We start from the raw sequence: 18,944 nt of genomic DNA on the forward strand, positions 1-18,944 counted from the left end.
CATTCAAGTTTTTTATATTACTTGCTTATAATTCGAAAATTTTATATAAATTTGTAATCAATAAACAACAAATCTTAGCAAAGGACCACCGATGGCATTAGTAGCCTTAAACTACATCATCTGGATTCAGTCCATTGTTTCATTTTCAAACGAAGCGGGCTGTTACTATCATGCAGCCACTCTTCATTTACTAACATAAAATTTAAAAAGATATGAAACGTTTGATCATAACACTGGGGGTAATTACCTGCATAACTACTCCAACATGTGGACAAAGCAAGGTGCAGAACTTTGATTTTGGCTGGAAATTCATAGAGCAGGATGTGAAGGAAGCACAACTTCCCTCTTGTAATGACGGCAAGTGGACAAGAGTAAACCTTCCCCATGACTGGGATATCTATCATAGCCCCAAGGCTGATGCACCTACTGAGAATGGAGGTGGATACTACCCAGGCGGTATCGGCTGGTATAGAAAGCAGGTGAGGGATACAGACCTGAAAACTGGCAAAGGCGAGAGCCTCTGGCTCCACTTCGAAGGAATCTACCAGAACAGCCAGGTTTTCGTGAATGGCATCCAAGTTGGCACTCACTTCTATGGCTACACACCTTTCAAGGTCAAGATCTCTCCTTATATCAAAAAAGGTATCAATACCATCGCTGTTCGTGTGGATAATTCCAAGCAACCCAACTGCCGATGGTATAGTGGATCGGGAATCTATAGACATGTATGGCTGGAAAAATACCATGAGAATAAAATGGATGACCCTCAGCAGCTATTCATCCAAACAGAAAAGATCTATGGTATGTCTAAAGATGGCACACATGCCGACTCAGCAGCAATCCGCATTACCTATCAGGATAAGCTCAATGAGAGACGAGTGCTAAGGAATGTGGAACTTTGGTCTCCTGCGCATCCCAAGCTCTATAATATTCAAGTGGGAGAACTGAACGTCAAGCATGGCATCCGTACCTTCAGATATGATGCCCAAAGAGGGTTCCTGCTAAATGGCCAGCCTACCCTTATCAATGGAGCTTGTGTCCACCATGACAATGGAGTGATTGGCGCCATGGCATTCGACGCTGCAGAAATCCGCAAGGTAAGATTGATGAAAGAAGCAGGATTCAATCTGATCCGTACTTCCCACAACCCACAGACACGAGCCATGCTCGATGCTTGCGACAGCCTGGGTATGATGGTCATAGATGAAGCTTTTGACGGCTGGTATACTGAGAAGACCAAGTATGACTATCATCTTGCCATAGACTCCTGCTACCAGGAAGATCTCAAAGCCATGGTACTCCGCGACCGTAACCATCCATGCATCATTTCCTACAGCATCGGCAACGAGGTAATAGAACGCAAGGAAATCAAGGTGATTCAAACCGCCCAGAAATTCAAGAAGGTCATCACATCTCTCGATAATACCCGTCCAGTAACGGAGGCTCTCTGCTCCTGGGATCATGATTGGGAGATTTTCGACCCTCATGCAGCGGTTCTGGATATAGTGGGCTACAATTATATGATGCACAAAGCAGAAAGTGACCACGAGCGATGCCCTGAAAGAGTGATGTGGCAGACCGAAAGTTATCCTAGAGATGCCTTTGCCAACTGGAAGCATACAGTGGAGCGCCCTTACATCATCGGAGACATAGTCTGGACAGGATTGGATTATCTGGGAGAATCAGCCATCGGACAGTTCCATTATGAAGGCGAATCCAGAAAAGAGCATTATCAGGGAAATCACTTCCCTTATCATGGAGCCTATTGCGGTGATGTTGACCTCACTGGATGGAGAAAGCCTATCTCCCACTATCGCAGCATGCTCTGGAATCTAAAAGATGGTTCACCAGATATCTATCTTGCTGTAAAGGAGCCTGACTTCTACTACAAAGGACATATCTCAGAAACCCAATGGTCGGTATGGCCTACCTGGGAATCCTGGAACTGGCAGGGATGGGAAGGCAGGAATATCGATGTGGAAATCTACTCCAAGTCTCCAAGAGTCCGCCTGTATCTGAACAATCAGCTTGTTGCAGAGAAGCAAGTTGGCATAGATACCGAGTATAAGGCAGTCATCACACTGCCCTATCAACCAGGCGTTCTGAAAGCCGTATCTCTCGATGCCAATGGACAGGAAGTGAAGGAAAGCATCCTCCAGACAAGCGGAGAACCTGCTTCCATCAAGCTCACGGCTGATAGAAAGCATATTCTAGCTAGCGGCGAGGACCTTGCATATATCACCCTGGAGGTAATAGACAAGAACGGCAACATAGTACCTGATGCCAACATACCATTAAACGTGGATGTCAAGGGAAGGGCAACGCTTCTTGCTGCTGCATCGGCAAATCTCAAGGATCTTGAGCCAAAGACTTCTTCCAAGGTAACTACCTATAAGGGTAGAGCCATCGCAGTAATTAGAAGTGGGAACAAGCCAGGTAAGGCAACCGTCACCGTCTCTTCTTCAAAATTTGACAAGACAATCAGTGAAACAATTTTAGTACGTTAATTAAATGATAATATGGGACGGAACGAGACCTAAAACGTTCCGTCCCATAGAAACAAAAAGGCTCAACAAAGAATAAACCATACTAAAAGCAAAAATAATCCAGAAAACATAAACAATTTCCAACAAAAATTACTATCTTTGCAGACAATAAACAACAAAACAACTATAACACTTTAAAAACAAGGCAAAATGAGAAAAGTAATCTTAACCGCTATGACACTGCTGACAGCAGTAACGATGCCAGCTTCTTCAGTGAAGAATCCCATCAAGGTTAACCAGGTTGGCTATTTGACCCATGAAAGCAAGATAGCAACCATTGAGCCGGAGGCAAAGACCAAAAGCTTCCTCATCAGAGACCAAGAGGGTAAAACCGTCTGGCGCACAAAACATGCAACCACAAAAAAATCCCCATTCTCCAGCAAGATCCGCCAGGAGATAGACTTCTCCTCTATCACCAAGCCTGGCAGGTATACCCTGGTAGCTGGAAGACATCAACAAAGCTTCATCATTTCCAGCGATCCCTATACGAAAGCCTTGAAAGCATCCATCAAAGGCTACTACTATCAGCGTTCTGGGGAAAGCTTGGAAAAAAAGTATGCTGGCGAGTACGCACGCCCGGCAGCTCACCTGGACTCTCATGTCATGGTGCATCCTTCGGCTGCAACCCCTAAAAGACCTGCAGGAACCATCATATCCTCTCCCAAGGGATGGTACGATGCTGGCGACTATAACAAATATATCGTCAATTCTGGATTTACCCTCGGACTGATTCTGCAGTCCTACCAGCTCCATCAGGATAGATTCAATTCTCTCAATCTTCAAATTCCGGAATCAGACAATAAGATACCGGACATCCTGGATGAGATGATGTATAACCTAGAGTGGATGCTCACCATGCAGGATCCAACCGATGGAGGAGTATATCATAAACTCACCACCCCTAACTTTGAGGGATTCGTGATGCCAGAGGACTGCAAGCAGCAACGCTATGTGGTACAGAAAACCACCACAGCTGCTCTCGACTTTGCTGCCACCATGGCACTGGCTGCCAGAATCTACCAAAGATTCCCTGAGTTCCAAAGCTTCTGCCGACAAGCCATAGAAGCAGCTGAAAGAGCATACGCATGGGCTGTTAAACACCCCACTGTCTATTACGACCAGGATGGAAACAACAAGAAATTCTCGCCAGCCATCCATACGGGTGGTTATGGAGACAACCACACAGAAGACGAGTTTTTCTGGGCAGCTACAGAACTATACCTCACAACCACTGAGACATCCTACCTGGAACAGGCAAAACAGTTTGTTCCAGATGAATTCAGCATTCCATCCTGGGGTAACGTGGCAGGTCTGGGCATCTTCCAATGGGTAAACCAGGAACTCCTTGACACACCTGAAGCCGGCAAGCTCCCTATGGAAGTGCTCAAAGAATCCCTAAAGGAAAAATGTGATGAGAGCATCAAAGAGTTGGCAACCTCTTCTTTTCACTGTATCTTCGGCAACAATGCCCAAGACTTCCACTGGGGAAGCAACTCTGAAAGCTGCCTGGGAAGAGGCATTGCCCAAATGTACGAGTATGCCCTGACAAAGGACAACAAATATAGGCAAGCCGCCCTTTCCACCTTAGACTATTTCTTTGGACGTAACGCCACAGGCTATTGCTACCTGACAGGCTTCGGCACCCAGAGGGTCATGAATATCCACCACCGTATCTCTGCAGCCGACAATATCAAGGAGCCAGTACCTGGTCTGGTGGCTGGAGGAGCCAACAAGGGACAGGAAGATGCAGAATTTGTACCAGCCTATGCCTCCAATATTCCAGATGAATCCTACCAGGATAACGTCGGCAGCTATGCTTCGAACGAGATTGCCATCAACTGGAACGCCTATCTGGTGTCCCTGCTTGGATGGATAAACTAACAGCACATTGGAGATTATCCGTATAAAGACCAAAAGAGGGTGTGTCATGGACTTATGACACACCCTCTCCAAACTTTCATGAACAATATCTGTAAGAATGACCCTTGCACCACCACTTTTACCTTTGCCCTTACTAGCTATCGCCATTCTTACCTTTCTAACGCCTTTGCCAAGACTGCTACCTTGAAAAGGATCCTGTTCTAAGCCTGTAAGAAAAGCATCGTAATCATCAAGCATTGAACGATATTTCTTGGAAAGCTTTCTAAGTTGTCGCTCAAATTCTTTTTCCGTATAAATCTTAACCTTCATACTACGCCTCCTCTTCCCGAAGTCTTCTCAACAAATCACGAGCATCCATCGGCTTAGTCCCATTCTTCTTATGAGCTTCCATTTCATCAAGAGCACGGTTGAGACTTTCTGCCACATAGGCTTCCTGCTCTGCCTGGCTCATGAATCTTTCTTGGTAACTGTTTCCTGATTTGGAGATAGAACAGGCTAATTTTTCAGCATAGTCCTTGAGCTTAGCGACAAATTCGTCAAGCGTATATTTACCTGTAGAAGGTACTTGAAACTGAATATTAATCGTTTCCATCTTATTCCTTTCTTTTAAATTAACGCCACAAAAATAAAGAAAAGAATTGGAAATGCCAAAGAAAAGAACAACTTTCTTCGCTTCAAGACACAAAAAAGCCATTCAATATCAGGATTTTAAATGATACAAAACACATTATGCAAATTGCATTATGTAATCTGCATAATGCAATCTGCATAATTCATATACGAAATCGTATTATTTCACGATAATCTCATCAACAAACAGCCAGCCGCCGAAGCTGCTTGGCTTTGCCTGAACACGGATGTAGCGGGCTGTCTTGCTGCCCTTCCAGGTTAGCGTCTTGAAATTCAGAATCGGCTCCTTGCTCGACTCATACTTCTTGTCAAATACCTGGGTGAAGTTCTTGCCATCCTCACTAACAGATACCGTATATTGAGAAGGATAGAAAATCTCAGGACCACTGCTCTGCATGAAATCGGTACCTACACTGCTGATCTTGGTAGATTTACCCAGGTCGATGGTTACATCGAAGCAATCCTTGCCGATAAAGCCCTGCCAGCGTCCGTCGCCATGAGCCCAACCGCCCATATTGCCATCCACCAGCGTCTGTTCGCCAGCTGCCGGATAGTAGCGGTTGTAAGCATGGTTGTAGGTAACCTTGGCACCCACAGCCTTGTGCATCACCGGCTTCATCTTCTCCTTGCGCTCACCAATCTCCTTCTTCAGATTGAATGGGTTCACGCCTTCAGCCTTCAGATGTTCCACCTGCGCCAGGGCACGGGTCTTGAACTCAGGATAGTTCTTGGTCTTGGTTCCGTTCCAGCCAATCTCAGCCAGAGCCAAGGCACGAGGATAAAGCATGTACTCGGCATATTCAGGAGTAGGAATATGCTCGGTCCAGAGGTTCGCCTGGACACCCGTAATCATATTGCGCTCCGCCTCTGGAAGATCACTTCCCGGCACGTAACTATACACCTTCTCGGTAGGAATGAAACCGCCATTTGCCACAGGCTGGGTGCCCGGTGCATCCTGATACATATCAAAATAGCAGTAAGCACCCGGCGACATCACCACATCATAGCCATGCTTGATTGCCTCGTGTGCCAGTTCGGTGCCACGCCAAACCATCACGGTGGTATTCTTGGAGAGATTTCCGGCAATCACCTCATCCCAACCCACGAGCTGTCTGCCATGCTCGTTCAGGAACTTACCCATGTGGGAAATGAGATGAGCCTGCAATCCATCCACGTTGTCGATGCCCAGCTCCTTCATCTTCTTCTGACAGAGGGCACAACTGCCCCATGACTTCTTCGCAGCCTCATCGCCACCCACATGAATGTAATGAGATGGGAAGATATCCATCACCTCCTTCAAGACATTCTCCAGGAAATCGTAAGTACCGATGTTACCCGGACAGAAATCTGCCTGCTTGTAAGGTTCATGGGTACAGGATAATTCAGGATAGGCTGTGAGCACTTCTTCAGAATGACCCGGCATTTCGATTTCCGGAACGATGGTGATGCCACGCTCGGCAGCATATTTCACCAGGTCGCGGAGTTCATCCTGGGTATAGTAACCACCCTCGGCACCATCGCTGCCCTGCTCCAGATACTTGTTGCCATTGGCATTCCAGTCTTTCCATAACTTACCCGAACGCCAGGCGGCAAAATTGTTGAGTCGAGGATAGCGCTTGATTTCGATGCGCCATCCGGCTGCATCGGTCAGATGGATATGGAGACGATTGAACTTATATTCCGACATTACATCAATCTGCTTCTTAAGGAAGGAGATTGGGAAGTAATGACGGGAAACATCGAGCATCAAACCGCGCCACTTGTAGGCAGGTGCATCCACGATGTCGCAGCATGCGATGCCTTTCTTGGTGGTAAGCTGCTTCATGGTCTGCCAGGCACGAAGGAAACCTTCGCTGCTGGCGGCACTGATTTCAATGGCATCAGGTGCCACACGAAGCCGGTATGCCTCAGGCGAAGATGCATTGGCGAGTGGAGTAAACTTCACCACTCGCTTGGCTGCATCGTTCACCTTGACATTCCATGCCTTGGTATAGATATTCTCGGCATCAGCGCCTACTTGGTTTTCTACTTTCACACCGTCGCTGGTGTTAAAAACGCCCTTGCCCATCGTAACCTGCTGCGGTTTTGGCAGCAGACTCTGGGCCTGGAGCGACGAGGTTAGTAAGAGTGCCCCGAAGAGGGACAATAGATTGTTGGATTTTTTAGTCATACGGTAAATATTTAAATTATTAATCGATCTTTTCGATAATCTTCATACCCTCTTCCACTGCCTGCATGTTCAATGGGATGAGGTTATGATGGCGCTCTGGCAATGACTTGTAGAGTGCCTTGTTCAAACCGTCGGTGCTCACCACTGGGCAAACCTTCAGCAGTCCGCCCAATACAATCATATTAAACACCTTCGAATTCTTCATCTCGGCAGCCTTGTCCATCGCATCAATGCGATAGATGGTGATGTCCTTGCGCTGTGGAGGATTCATCACGCCATAGCCATCGTAAATAAGAATACCGCCGGGCTTAACCTTTGGCTCGAACTTATCGAGCGATGGCTGGTTGAGCACGATGGCTACATCGTAATGGCTCAGGATAGGCGAAGAGATGCGGCTGTCGCTCACGATGACCGTCACGTTGGCCGTACCGCCACGCTGCTCAGGTCCGTAAGCAGGCATCCAGGTTACCTCCTTGTCTTCCATCAGTCCTGAATAGGCCAGGATCTTTCCCATCGAAAGGACACCCTGACCACCAAAACCGGATATAATGATTTCTGTCTTCATTGTTCTTACAAATTTGTTGTATCCTTCAGGTCGCCCTTTGGATACTGCTTAAACATGTTCTCTTCCATCCACTTGTTTGCCTCAACAGGTGAGAGCTTCCAACCGCTGTTGCAGGTAGAAACGATTTCTACCAGGCTGGAACCCTTGCCCTGCATGCTTGCCTCGAAAGCCTTGCGGATGGCCTTCTTTGCCTTCTTGATGCTTGCTACGGTCTCCACACTCTGGCGGGTTACGTAGCAGGTACCCTGCAGATGGCTGGCAAGTTCGGTGATGTTCAGTGGATAACCATGAAGGTCTGCCTCTCGTCCGTAAGGACAGGTAGCGGTTTTCTGACCCAGCAGAGTGGTTGGAGCCATCTGTCCACCGGTCATACCATAGATGGCATTGTTGATGAAGATGATGGCAATGTGCTCACCACGGTTCAGGGCGTGGATGGTCTCGCAGGTACCGATGCACGCCAGGTCGCCATCACCCTGATAAGTGAAGACGAGACGGTCTGGCCACAGACGCTTGATACCCGTAGCCACAGCTGGAGCACGACCATGCGCTGCTTCCTGCCAGTCGATATCCAAATAGCGATAAGCGAATACGGCACAGCCCACCGGACAAACACCCACCGTCTTATCCTCCATGCCCATCTCCTCGATGACCTCGGCAACGAGCTTATGAACTACGCCATGCGAACAGCCCGGACAGTAATGCATCGGGGTATCGTTCATCAGCGTAGGCTTCTTATATACCAGATTCTCTGGTGAAATTATATCATTCATTTTATTAACTTCTTTAATGCTTCAACGATTTCCTCTGGCTCCGGTACGATACCGCCCAGACGGCCAAAGTGCTCAACAGGAGTCTGTCCATTCACAGCCAGGCGCACATCCTGAACCATCTGACCCGCATTGACCTCGGCAACCAGAATACCCTTCTTGGTCTTGGCGAGTTCATGAATCTCCTTCTCAGGGAAAGGCCAGAGGGTGATAGGACGGAACAGTCCCACCTTGATGCCCTGCTCTCGTGCACTCTCGATACTCTTCTCGGCGATACGTGCCGCACTTCCGAAGGCTACGATTACATAGTCGGCATCCTCCATCTGCTCGGTTTCATATCGAACCTCCGTTTCACGAATCTTCCTGTATTTCTCCTGAAGGGCGATATTGCGCTGCTCCATCACCTCTGGCTTGAGTTCCAGAGAGGTCATGATGTTGACAGGGCGACTCTTAGGACGGCCGATGGTAGCCCAAGGACATTCCTTAGCAATCTCCTCCTCGGTACGGCGAGGTTTCATAGGTGGCAGCACCACCTTCTCCATCATCTGTCCGATGACGCCATCGCTCAGGATCATCGCCGGGTTACGGTACTTGAAGGCAAGAGTGAAGGCAAGATCTACGAAGTCTGCCATCTCCTGAACCGAAGCCGGAGCCAGCACGATGACATTGTAGTCACCGTTACCACCGCCGCGGGTTGCCTGGAAATAATCACTCTGCGAAGGCTGGATGGTACCCAGTCCCGGACCGCCACGCTGCACGTTGACGATGACGCCCGGAATCTCTGCGCCTGCCATGTAAGAGATACCCTCCTGCATCAAAGCCACACCCGGACTTGACGAAGTGGTAATCACACGCTTGCCTGCGCCGGCTCCACCATAAACCATGTTGATAGCCGCTACCTCACTCTCTGCCTGCAGAACCACCATACCTGATGTCTCCCAAGGCTTGAGCAGAGCCAGCGTCTCTATAATCTCACTCTGAGGTGTGATAGGATAGCCGAAGAAGCCATCCGCACCACATCTGATGCAGGCATGGGCTATCGCCTCATTGCCTTTCATTAATGTTACTTCTTGATTTGCCATTGTTTAGTCCTCCTTCTTTCGATAAACAGTGATGCAACCGTCTGGGCAGACGATGGCGCACGAGGTACAGCCAACGCATGCTTCAGGCACAGCCGCCTCTACATAGCGATAACCATGCACATTGACCTTCTTCTCAGCCAATGCGATGACATGATGAGGACAAGCCTCCACGCAGAGCGAGCATCCCTTGCAACGCCCGGTGTCGACTACAATAGCCCCTTTAATCTTACTCATATTCTAATCTTTTTCTAATTATCTTTACTCATAGAGTAATCAAACTGCCGCTGTCCACATGTCGGTTGTTATGGATTGTAGTAGTCTTTGCAATAGAAGTTCATGATATCATCCAGCATCTCCTTTGCCGCTACAGCCGGACTCTCCGGATCCAGCGCTATCGCCTCCATATAGGAGTCAAGAGCACGCTTAAAGTCGCCTTTCTTCCGCCAGGCGTTACCTTGCTGATAATATTCTTCTGCTGTCATTTTACTCTGTACTATTTTTAATTTTGCTCTGCGAAAGTACGAAAATTATGCTAAGAAAAAGAATAAAAGCCTAAGTTTTAAACTATATTAATGTAGTTTTTCTAAAAAATGCGCACACTATATTTCAAGTGTGCAATTTTTCGAGAACGATGTGCGTTATTTCTAGTATTATATTCTATTAAAACACAATTCGCCATTTACCGCAGTTTCTTACGGTAAATGACGAATAATACGATACCCCTCAAAACGAGGTAGAGAATAAAAGCGAGCCACAGGGCATGATTGCCCAGCAGAGGATGCAGACCGAAGTACATTCCGAAGAACGAAGCTGAGGCAATGGCAGTAGAACAGAGCATAGACTTCGACTGGGTGATGCCGATGAAGATGCCGTCAAAGACAAACGCCGACATGCCTGCCAAAGGAATGAGTACTGCCCACCCCAGATATTCGCCCGATGCTGCAACTACCCGCTCATCGCTGGTAAGCAAAGCCAGGAAGTTCTCGCCACCTATTATATATAATAAGGTGAAAAGGATGGCTACAACCACGCCGAACCCCATCGTCCGCCTGACCACCTCCCGGAATGCCACCCTGTTGCCGGCTCCGTAATACTTGCCGCTCAATGCCTCTGCCGCATACGCAAAGCCATCCATGAAATAGGAGAAGATGGTGAAGAGCGTCATCAGCAGCGTGTTGACAGCCAGCACCAGGGTACTCTCCCTCGAACCTGCTGCCGTAAAGAAGAGGTTCACCGCCACCAGACATAAGGTACGGAGAAAGATATCCCGGTTCAGCGAGAAGAATCGTTTCAGCGGTTCTGCTGCAAAGAGATCCTTGCGATAATCATACTTGCTTAACCGCTGATAGTTAATGCGATAGAGCACAAAAGCCATCAGAAATCCCCACCATTGGGCGATGACCGTTCCGAGTGCCACGCCCTCTACCGTCATCCGGCAACCGAAGACGAGTACCAGGGAGGCAACGATGTTCACCACATTCTGCGTCAGCGACACCACCATCGGGATACGGGTATTCTGCATACCGATAAACCAGCCGGTGAATCCATAGAGTCCGAGTACCGCCGGTGCTCCCCAGATGCAGACATAGCAGTATCTGCGAGCCAGCTCCACCACATCCGCTTCCGGCGACATCGCCCACAGTCCGCAGCCGATAATCCATCTCTGAAGGATAAAGAACAGGAGTCCTATCCCTACGCCAATGCCCAGGGAACGAATCAGGAGTCTCATCACCTCAGGCAAGTCTCTCCTGCCCAAAGCCTGCGAGGTCATTCCGCTGGTTCCCATCCGCAGGAATCCGAACAGCCAGTAGATGACATTGAAGAGCATCGAACCCACGGCAATGGCTCCGATATAAGCCGCATCGCCGATATGCCCCACGATGGCGACATCCACCAAACCCAAAAGCGGTACCGTGATATTGGATATTATCGACGGTACCGCTAATTGTAATATTCGTTTATTCACGTACTTCAATGATTATCATTAATCACTAATAAATAATCACTATACTCTATATTTCGCCGCCTGTTCCTCAATATAGGCAGCATCGCTGAAGTAGTCGATGCGCATAGCCTTGCGAACCTCGTCCATGGTCTGGGCTGCAAACTCGCGGGCATCCTCACTACCCTTCTTCAGGATGTTGAATACTTCAGGAATATCCTGCTCAAACTCATGACGGCGGGCACGGATTGGGTCGAGCATCTTGTTGATCACGCTGTTCAGGAACTTCTTGCAGGTACCATCACCGATACCACCCTTCACATACTGCTCCTTCAATTCATCCAAAGTCTTGAACTCTGGCCAGAACTCAGCGAAGTCCTCAGGAGTAGAGAATGCCTCCAGATAAGTGAATACGGCATTGCCCTCCAGATGTCCAGGCTCTTCCATGCTCATACGTGGCTCACCGTTAGACATCTTCTTCACCTTCTTCCAGACGGTCTTCTCGTCATCGCTCATGTAGATGCAGTTACCGAGACTCTTGCTCATCTTCTCCTTACCGTCAGTTCCTGGAAGACGACGGCAGCAGGCAATCTCTGGAAGCAGGATTTCCGGCTCTACCAATACAGGCGCATAAGTCTGGTTGAAACGGCGAACCAACTCACGGGTCACCTCCAGCATAGGCTCCTGGTCCTCACCGGCTGGTACGGTTGTAGCCTTGAAAGCGGTGATGTCGGCAGCCTGGCTCACAGGATAGCAGAAGAAACCGAGCGGAATGTTTGCCTCAAAGTTACGCATCTTGATCTCTGTCTTCACGGTTGGGTTACGCTGAACACGAGATACAGAGATAAGGTTCATCAAATAGGTAGTCAACTCTGCCAACTCCGGTATCATACTCTGGATATAGAGAGTACACTTCTGTGGGTCGAGACCCGCAGAAAGATAGTCGAGTGCCACCTCTGTGATGTTCTGGCGAATCTTCTCAGGATTGTCAGCATTGTCTGTCAAAGCCTGAACGTCTGCCATGAATACGAACATTCTGTCGAAGTCGCCAGCGTTCTGAAGTTGTACTCGGCGCTGCAATGAGCCGATGTAGTGACCCAGGTGAAGTTTACCTGTAGGACGGTCGCCCGTCAATATAATTTTTCCCATTTTCTTGCAATTTATTATTAATTTTGTGCAAAGGTACAACAAAATATCGAGAAAATACTAAAAATACTGAAAAATTAAGCCATATCCCCTATTTGGTGATGGCATCAATCAGGATATCATTGGTCTGGTCTATCTGGTCGGCGTTAATACTCTTGAGATAAATTTGTGTTGTTTTTTCCGAATTATGTCCCATACTGTCACTGATTACGCTCACGGGCACATTCTTCTCCTTGGCGTTGGTAGCCCACGAATGTCGGGCAACATACATCGTCAGTGTGATGTCGATATCTATCAGTTTGGATAGCTTTTTCAGGGTCTTGTTAATCAGACATTGCCGGTAATGCCGCTGTTGCCGGAGACTTTTCTCGGCATGGTTGTCCAGGATACCCAGCAGATGTTTCCCGTCGAGTGAAGGATATCGGTCCACAATGTCCTGCATACTCTGTCGCCAGGCTATCCTCAGTTCCTGCCCCGTCTTCCTTCTTTTATAGATAAGGTATCCGTTGCGGATATTCGACTTCTCCAGACAGGCGATATCCACGAACGACATGCCTCTGGTATAGTAGCTGAACAGGAATAAGTCTCTGGCAAACTGCTGGTTATAAGTTTCCAGTTTCAGTTTTGCCAGCTGTCGGATAGCCTTTTGCGAGATGGCTCGCTTACTCGTCTTCGTGGTTCGGGTAAAGGCACCGGCGAAGGGTTTGCGGTCGGGAATCTCCAGTTCCTTCACGGCACTGTTGTAGATGGCGCGGAGCCGTCGCATATAGAAGGAGATGGTATTCAGCGTCAGTCCCTGATGCTTCAGATAGCTCTCGTAGGCACCCACCACCAGTTCGTCGAGTTCGCACAGCAGGATATCCTTCTGTTTTCTGAACTTCATAAAGCTCTTCATTGTACATTGGTTGATGTCAGCCGTACGATATTGGTAGTTATCCTTCAGTCTCTGTCTGATTTTTTCAGCATAGTCACCCAGTTTTACTCCCCTATTCGGCTTCGATTTTTCCATCTTTTCCATTTCATCCTGTGTTTTTGTTATCACAGAATATCCGTGTTGTCCAGCCTTACTATTAAACCTGATGATAATCTCATCATCTTTTTTCATCTCAAAATCGTCTGGTAATTCTATTCTAAGTGTCATATTTTTGCGTTATTTTTGAATGAAGAACAAAATTACGCCAAAAATGCGAGAAATGAGAAAGTTTAGGAGTAAATAATGCAAAAATAAGAGGAAAAAGCATAAAAAAGTCCCACAGATTTCACAGATTCCCACAGATTTTTTCTTTTAAAAGTCACGCAGATATCGCAGATGACGCAGATTTTTTACTTTTTTACCTTTAAAAGTTCCCACAGATTTCACAGATTCACACAGATTTTTACTCTTTTACCTTTAAAAGTCCCCCAGGCGGTCCCAGCCCGCAAAACATGGCGAGGGAAAGAAGCAAGCTGTCCCCAGGCGGTCCCAGCCCGCAAAATCTGGCGAGGGCTTTGATGCCCCGCCAACCTTAGAGCGAAGCGGTTCTGAGCACCGGAGGGCGGTTACATCCCTTGCCCTTTTGGAAAGGGCGAGGGCTTGGGAGTGGGTTAAGGACCCTCCCGCAGGGGAGGGACAGGTGGGGCAAAAAACACCTCTTTGGCAAAGGAGGGACGGGGTGGATCGAAAAACCCCACTATTTTCAAACCAAAAAGGCGAGGCTTCTTGAAAAAGAAACCTCGCCCTGATAAGCCTTGCAGCTTACCCTATTTTTTTAATAATGCTTAAATAATATTTGGCGCAAGCCAGATATTATTTAGCAATCATGATGGAAACACGGTTCTTGTCATTCTCTGCGAATGGCTGAACACGAGCACCCTTTGACTCTTCTGTGATGCGCTCAGCAGGAATGCCATAGCGCTTCTCCAACATCCAGACAACGGCTGCAGCACGCTTGGCAGCGATGCGGTCGTTCACACGGTCATTACCAGTACCCTTGTCAGCATAACCTGTAACAACTACCTTAGCCTCAGGATACTTCACCAGGAAGTCGATAACCTCGAGGATCTTCTTGTTTTCCTTCTCTGAAATCTTGTTAGAGTTGATGGTAAAGAAGATATCACGACGGATTTCCTCAACCTTCTTCTCTACTACTGGTGCTGGAGCAAGGCTCCTCAACCTTCTGAACTGGTGCTGGAGCTGGTTCTGGTTCTACTGGCTTCTCCTTCTTGGTAGCACTCTTGCCCAGGTTGATGCGAAGACCAGCCAAAGCATTGAAATACCAGTCAGGATTACCTGCCTTCTTTGAGTTGTACTTGTCTGAAATGACATTGGCGTTACCCTCAAGCATCAGACTGACAGACTTGCTGACCTTGAATGCCAACTCGATACCGGCACGACCGTAAGGGCGAACCTTGGTACCATCCCAGAGATACTCCAGGTTGTAGGCATTCAGGTTCTTGATGGTTGCAGCCAACTCATTCACTTCATCATTATCCCAAGCGATGTTAGCACCTGCACCAGCGAAGGCAGTAACGTTCAGCACACGGTTAGGGTTCCAACCGCAGAAGAGGTTGCTGAGGTTGAACATGAAGTCAACACCAGGAGCTACATACTTGAACTTATAATTAGCGTTGTAAGGAGTCTCGCCCTTCTGAGCGTAGAATCCTGCCCAACCGCCCTTGCTCTGCCAGCCGTTGGCCTGCAAGCGCATGCCGAATACAGGAGAGAACTGGTAGCCCAAGCCCAACTGTACGTTAGGAGAGAGCAAGTCACCGAACTTAGCCTCACCGAGTGTGTACTGAGCACCGCCCTGGAGATCCAGGAAGAAATGCTTGTTGAATGTATACTCATCACCGTTCTGGTCGGTGTAAGTAGCCTGTGCCATGGCTGATGTTGTGCCGAGGGCAAGCAGGGACGCAGCGAATAAAGATTTCATTGTATTCATAATCATTTCCTTTATTAATTAATAAATAATAATACTATGAGTGTAGCTTATCTTGTCAACAATACCTTGGTTGTATCTTTGCTGACATCAATCACCTTGGCAGGAGTTGGTTTCACAAATACGAGCAGCGCACGGAGTGTGTCACCGTGTCCCTTGACGTAATGCACCTGTACCGAATCGCCCTTCATCATCAAGCCATTGTTGTACTCAGCATCCATCAGATTGAATATCAGCGTATCCTCACCATTGTATAGCCTCATGCTCTTTACGGTGTCACACAAGTTACTTGTCTCAACCTGGGTTACCACGCCGTCCATGTTCTTCAACTTCTCCTTGCAGGAGGTGAGCGAACCAGCCAAAAGTGCCACTGAAGCAAAAGCTATCAGATACTTTTTCATTTTCATCATTCGTTAATTCTAAAAAAGGGGAGCATCCCAGCTTTGGGAAGCTCCCCTTTGGGTATGTTTTAAAGCTTCTAAATTACTTTAGATTCTTTATTATTCAGCACGCTTTACTGTGAATGGCAACTTGTAAACGTTCTCGTGACCGAATGCGTCTGTCATTGTCAATACCAAAGTAGAAGCTACGTCAGCTGTTGGGTTAGTTGCAGCAGACTTCTTTGCGAATGTAATCACACCATTTGTAACAGTTGCTGTGTAGTAATCCTCAAGCTGGCTACCGTTAGAAATCAACTTAGCCTCAATATTAACGTACTTGTTGTAACGCTCAGAAAGTTTACCACCGAATTCTGTGTTGTCGAATGAGTTGTGAGCAACCAAGCAATCGAAGATGTTAGTGATTACAGTATTGTTGCTACCATAAGTAAGAACGTTTACGTCCTCATAAACAGCAGGTGTAGTAGCTGTAGCAGCATGCTTCAAATTCTTTGTCCAAGCATATGTCTGAGCTGTTTCTGCCAATGGGCAAGCGAATACTGTCTGAACAGTCTCTACGTTTACGATGTAATCCTGAGTAGGATTAACTGAGCTAATCTTACCGTAGTTGTAACCGATAGTAGTCTCGTGCTTTGTCTCGTTGTCAATCAAACGGACATCAGCATCGTCCTTAGCGTTGTTTACCTCAACCTTCCAAGGAGTAGCAGTTACATTAAGAGCATTCTTGTAGAAGTTCTTGCCATTCTCAGCCTTCAAGGCAGCGTTAGCGATGCTGATAACGAAGTTTGTATTCAAACCATTGATAGCCTGATTCATATCCTTGTAACCTGTAGGAACAGTTACTGGTGACTGCCAAGCGTCATTCTCAGGATAGAGGTATGCTGTGTAAACACCATTGTTCAACTGGTTGTCCTTCCAAGAGTACTTCATGAGAGCCTTTGTAGACTCAGCTGTAGGCATAACCTTAGTCAAACTTACAGAGATTGTGTTAACTGTCACGTTCTCACCATCCTTGATAGTACCAGTAGCAATTGCTCCGTCAGCCCACTTTGTCAAGTCAGCAGCAGCAACAGAGAACTTAGCGAACTTAATCTTGCTGTTATCTGCAGCAGGATGACCCTCATTGTCCTTAGCGTATTCTACGTTAGCGTTGATCTTAACATTGTTAACAGTTACCTCAACAGTAGAAGGAAGATTACCACCATTCTTCAAGCTACCAGAGATTGGCAACCATCCTGTCTCCATAGTCTCCTTACCAGTAGCAACGAGGTTACCAGCAACACTAGTAGTTGTAGACTGTGCACCAACATATACACGGAATGGACGACCCTTCTGCTCTACGAGAGTACCATTATAGTTGACAGCGAAGATACGGAACTGAACTTCATCACCAACCTGACCGTTGATCTTAATGTTGAGAGTACCTTTACCAAGACCATTTTCAACCGCAACAACCTCGTTAAGACCCTTATAATCATAAGACTTCCAAGCGTTCAACTCAGAAGCACCAGACTCTCCAGCGTGCTTGTCATCACGTACAACATAGAAACGATCTACGTTAGACAAACCCTCGAAGCTAACCAATACGTTCTCGCCGTTAGCAGCGTAAACAAGATCAGTAGCACCAGTATTAGGCTTGAGTGAAGAAACAGTCTTCCAATCCTTAGACTCAGCCTTAACCTTTACGGCACCAAGATCAGTTGCACCTACATAATCGTCTGGATGTTGTACAGTCAAGTCGTATGTTGAAACAACATAACGGCTTGCAGCATCAGCTACAGTCTCAGCCTGGCTAGCAGTGTTGTTTACTGCAACTGCATAAAGAATATGATTACCGTTAGCTTTCTGTTCAACATTCTCTTTCTTTACACCATCCTGCAACTGAACCTTAACAGTCCAAAGACCAGTCTCAGATGCACGGGTAAGAAGATTGTCATATTTCTCTACGTCAACAACCTTAACCAACTTATCCAAGTCGTTACCCTTTGAGTCAATCAACTTGATCATATCAGGAGTAATCTTAGCGTTAACAGGGTTGATACGAACCAAGAACTCAGATGGGAAGTTGACAGAAGCACCCTTTACGTATGACTTCTTAGGATCTGCGCTATGCTCACCATTCAAATCATCCTTCTCCTTAGCACCGAATGTATAGTTTGCAGGAATTGTACCTGTCTTGAACTTGAGATCACAGTGATGATTAAATATTGAGTTACCTTCATAGCTGTTCCAAGAACCCATCAAGCTAACCTCAGTTACAGCAGTATACAAAGCGTTGATACCACCCTTGTAACCATTAACAATCTTAGTCAAGTTAGCGATGCTATCAGAAGTAGCCTGGTTGATAACAGTAGACAAAGAATCCAAAGATTTCTTGAGCTGAGTAGCTGTTACGTGAGACTGAGCGTTCAAAGCCAAATTCTTCAACTCCTTATCCATACCTGCAATCTTTGTCAAAGCTGCGTTGGCAGAATCCTGAGCAACTTTAGCAGCATCAGCAGCTTTAGCAGCATCAGAAGCAGCGTTAGCTGCATTAGTAAGAGCATTAGCTACATCAGTACCAGCCTTAGTAGCGAGTTCCTTTACTTTGGCAATCTCTGTTTCGTTGGCACCAGCCTTTTTCAAAGCCTCCTCAGCCTTGCCAGCTGCGTTCTGTGCAGATGAAGCAGCATTGTTAACCTGAGTTTTCAATGCCTCTACGTCAGAAGAAAGAGCAGCCTTGTTGACTTGTTCCTGTAAGCTGTTGATGTCATCATCATAATCCTTACAAGAAGTAAATGTACTTACGGATGAAAGTGTCAATACACCCATAAGCAGCGCGCTTAAATACTTTCTTTTCATACAATAAAATTTAATTAAAAATATTAATTGTTAACTTTAAGTTCTAAACTTTCTCTGT

The 18,944-nt window shown here is 47.0% G+C and carries 16 protein-coding genes; 2 read left to right on the forward strand and 14 right to left on the reverse strand.

The window, feature by feature from the left end; genetic code table 11:
* Positions 1–212: 212 nt before the first annotated feature.
* Positions 213–2,507, forward strand: a complete 2,295-nt coding sequence (locus F7D73_RS15855) for a glycoside hydrolase family 2 TIM barrel-domain containing protein (RefSeq protein WP_153126283.1) — start codon at positions 213–215, stop codon at positions 2,505–2,507.
* Between the two features lie 189 nt (positions 2,508–2,696).
* Positions 2,697–4,427 carry a glycoside hydrolase family 9 protein gene (locus F7D73_RS15860; RefSeq protein WP_228117777.1) on the forward strand — a complete coding sequence of 577 codons (1,731 nt, stop codon included), beginning with the start codon at positions 2,697–2,699 and terminating at the stop codon, positions 4,425–4,427.
* 310 nt (positions 4,428–4,737) lie between these two features.
* Here the strand turns inward: F7D73_RS15860 and F7D73_RS15865 are convergent, their stop codons facing one another.
* The 14 genes from F7D73_RS15865 to F7D73_RS15925 form a co-directional block, all read right to left on the reverse strand.
* Entirely contained in the window at positions 4,738–5,019 is a 282-nt protein-coding gene (locus F7D73_RS15865) for a hypothetical protein (RefSeq protein WP_153126285.1), read from the reverse strand.
* Between the two features lie 198 nt (positions 5,020–5,217).
* Positions 5,218–7,227, reverse strand: a complete 2,010-nt coding sequence (locus F7D73_RS15870) for a glycoside hydrolase family 20 protein (RefSeq protein ID WP_153126287.1) — start codon at positions 7,225–7,227, stop codon at positions 5,218–5,220.
* Positions 7,228–7,246: 19 nt separating this feature from the next.
* A complete protein-coding gene (locus F7D73_RS15875; protein ID WP_153126289.1) occupies positions 7,247–7,792 on the reverse strand; it encodes a 2-oxoacid:acceptor oxidoreductase family protein in 546 nt (181 codons plus the stop codon).
* A 5-nt stretch (positions 7,793–7,797) separates the two neighbouring features.
* Positions 7,798–8,562 (reverse strand): thiamine pyrophosphate-dependent enzyme, encoded by a 765-nt coding sequence (locus F7D73_RS15880; protein WP_089544971.1) that lies wholly within the window; start codon positions 8,560–8,562, stop codon positions 7,798–7,800.
* Complete coding sequence (locus F7D73_RS15885; RefSeq protein WP_153126290.1) at positions 8,559–9,641, reverse strand: 3-methyl-2-oxobutanoate dehydrogenase subunit VorB; 1,083 nt, start codon at positions 9,639–9,641, stop codon at positions 8,559–8,561. Before F7D73_RS15885 ends, F7D73_RS15880 begins: the two co-directional genes overlap by 4 nt.
* 3 nt (positions 9,642–9,644) lie before the next feature.
* A complete protein-coding gene (locus F7D73_RS15890) occupies positions 9,645–9,875 on the reverse strand; it encodes a 4Fe-4S binding protein (RefSeq protein ID WP_153126292.1) in 231 nt (76 codons plus the stop codon).
* A 68-nt stretch (positions 9,876–9,943) separates the two neighbouring features.
* Positions 9,944–10,123: a tetratricopeptide repeat protein gene (locus F7D73_RS15895; protein WP_153126294.1), complete on the reverse strand. Its 180-nt coding sequence runs from the start codon at positions 10,121–10,123 to the stop codon at positions 9,944–9,946.
* Positions 10,124–10,320: 197 nt separating this feature from the next.
* On the reverse strand, positions 10,321–11,616 hold the full coding sequence (locus F7D73_RS15900; RefSeq protein WP_153126296.1) for an MATE family efflux transporter: 1,296 nt from the start codon (positions 11,614–11,616) through the stop codon (positions 10,321–10,323).
* A 30-nt stretch (positions 11,617–11,646) separates the two neighbouring features.
* Positions 11,647–12,732 carry a tryptophan--tRNA ligase gene (trpS, locus tag F7D73_RS15905; protein ID WP_118255274.1) on the reverse strand — a complete coding sequence of 362 codons (1,086 nt, stop codon included), beginning with the start codon at positions 12,730–12,732 and terminating at the stop codon, positions 11,647–11,649.
* Between the two features lie 88 nt (positions 12,733–12,820).
* Positions 12,821–13,870, reverse strand: a complete 1,050-nt coding sequence (locus tag F7D73_RS15910) for a tyrosine-type recombinase/integrase (RefSeq protein ID WP_153126298.1) — start codon at positions 13,868–13,870, stop codon at positions 12,821–12,823.
* 645 nt (positions 13,871–14,515) lie between these two features.
* The gene (locus tag F7D73_RS16295; RefSeq protein WP_228117778.1) at positions 14,516–14,881 is read right to left on the reverse strand and encodes an OmpA family protein; all 366 of its coding nucleotides are present in this window, start codon (positions 14,879–14,881) and stop codon (positions 14,516–14,518) included.
* Positions 14,838–15,650 carry a hypothetical protein gene (locus tag F7D73_RS15915; RefSeq protein ID WP_228117779.1) on the reverse strand — a complete coding sequence of 271 codons (813 nt, stop codon included), beginning with the start codon at positions 15,648–15,650 and terminating at the stop codon, positions 14,838–14,840. The genes F7D73_RS16295 and F7D73_RS15915 overlap by 44 nt, the downstream gene beginning before the upstream one ends.
* A 47-nt stretch (positions 15,651–15,697) precedes the next feature.
* On the reverse strand, positions 15,698–16,057 hold the full coding sequence (locus tag F7D73_RS15920; protein ID WP_153126300.1) for a hypothetical protein: 360 nt from the start codon (positions 16,055–16,057) through the stop codon (positions 15,698–15,700).
* Between the two features lie 90 nt (positions 16,058–16,147).
* The gene (locus F7D73_RS15925) at positions 16,148–18,856 is read right to left on the reverse strand and encodes a hypothetical protein (RefSeq protein ID WP_194256943.1); all 2,709 of its coding nucleotides are present in this window, start codon (positions 18,854–18,856) and stop codon (positions 16,148–16,150) included.
* Positions 18,857–18,944: the final 88 nt, after the last annotated feature.

Source organism: Segatella copri, assembly GCF_009494395.1.
In the GTDB taxonomy this organism is placed as follows: Bacteria; Bacteroidota; Bacteroidia; order Bacteroidales; family Bacteroidaceae; genus Prevotella.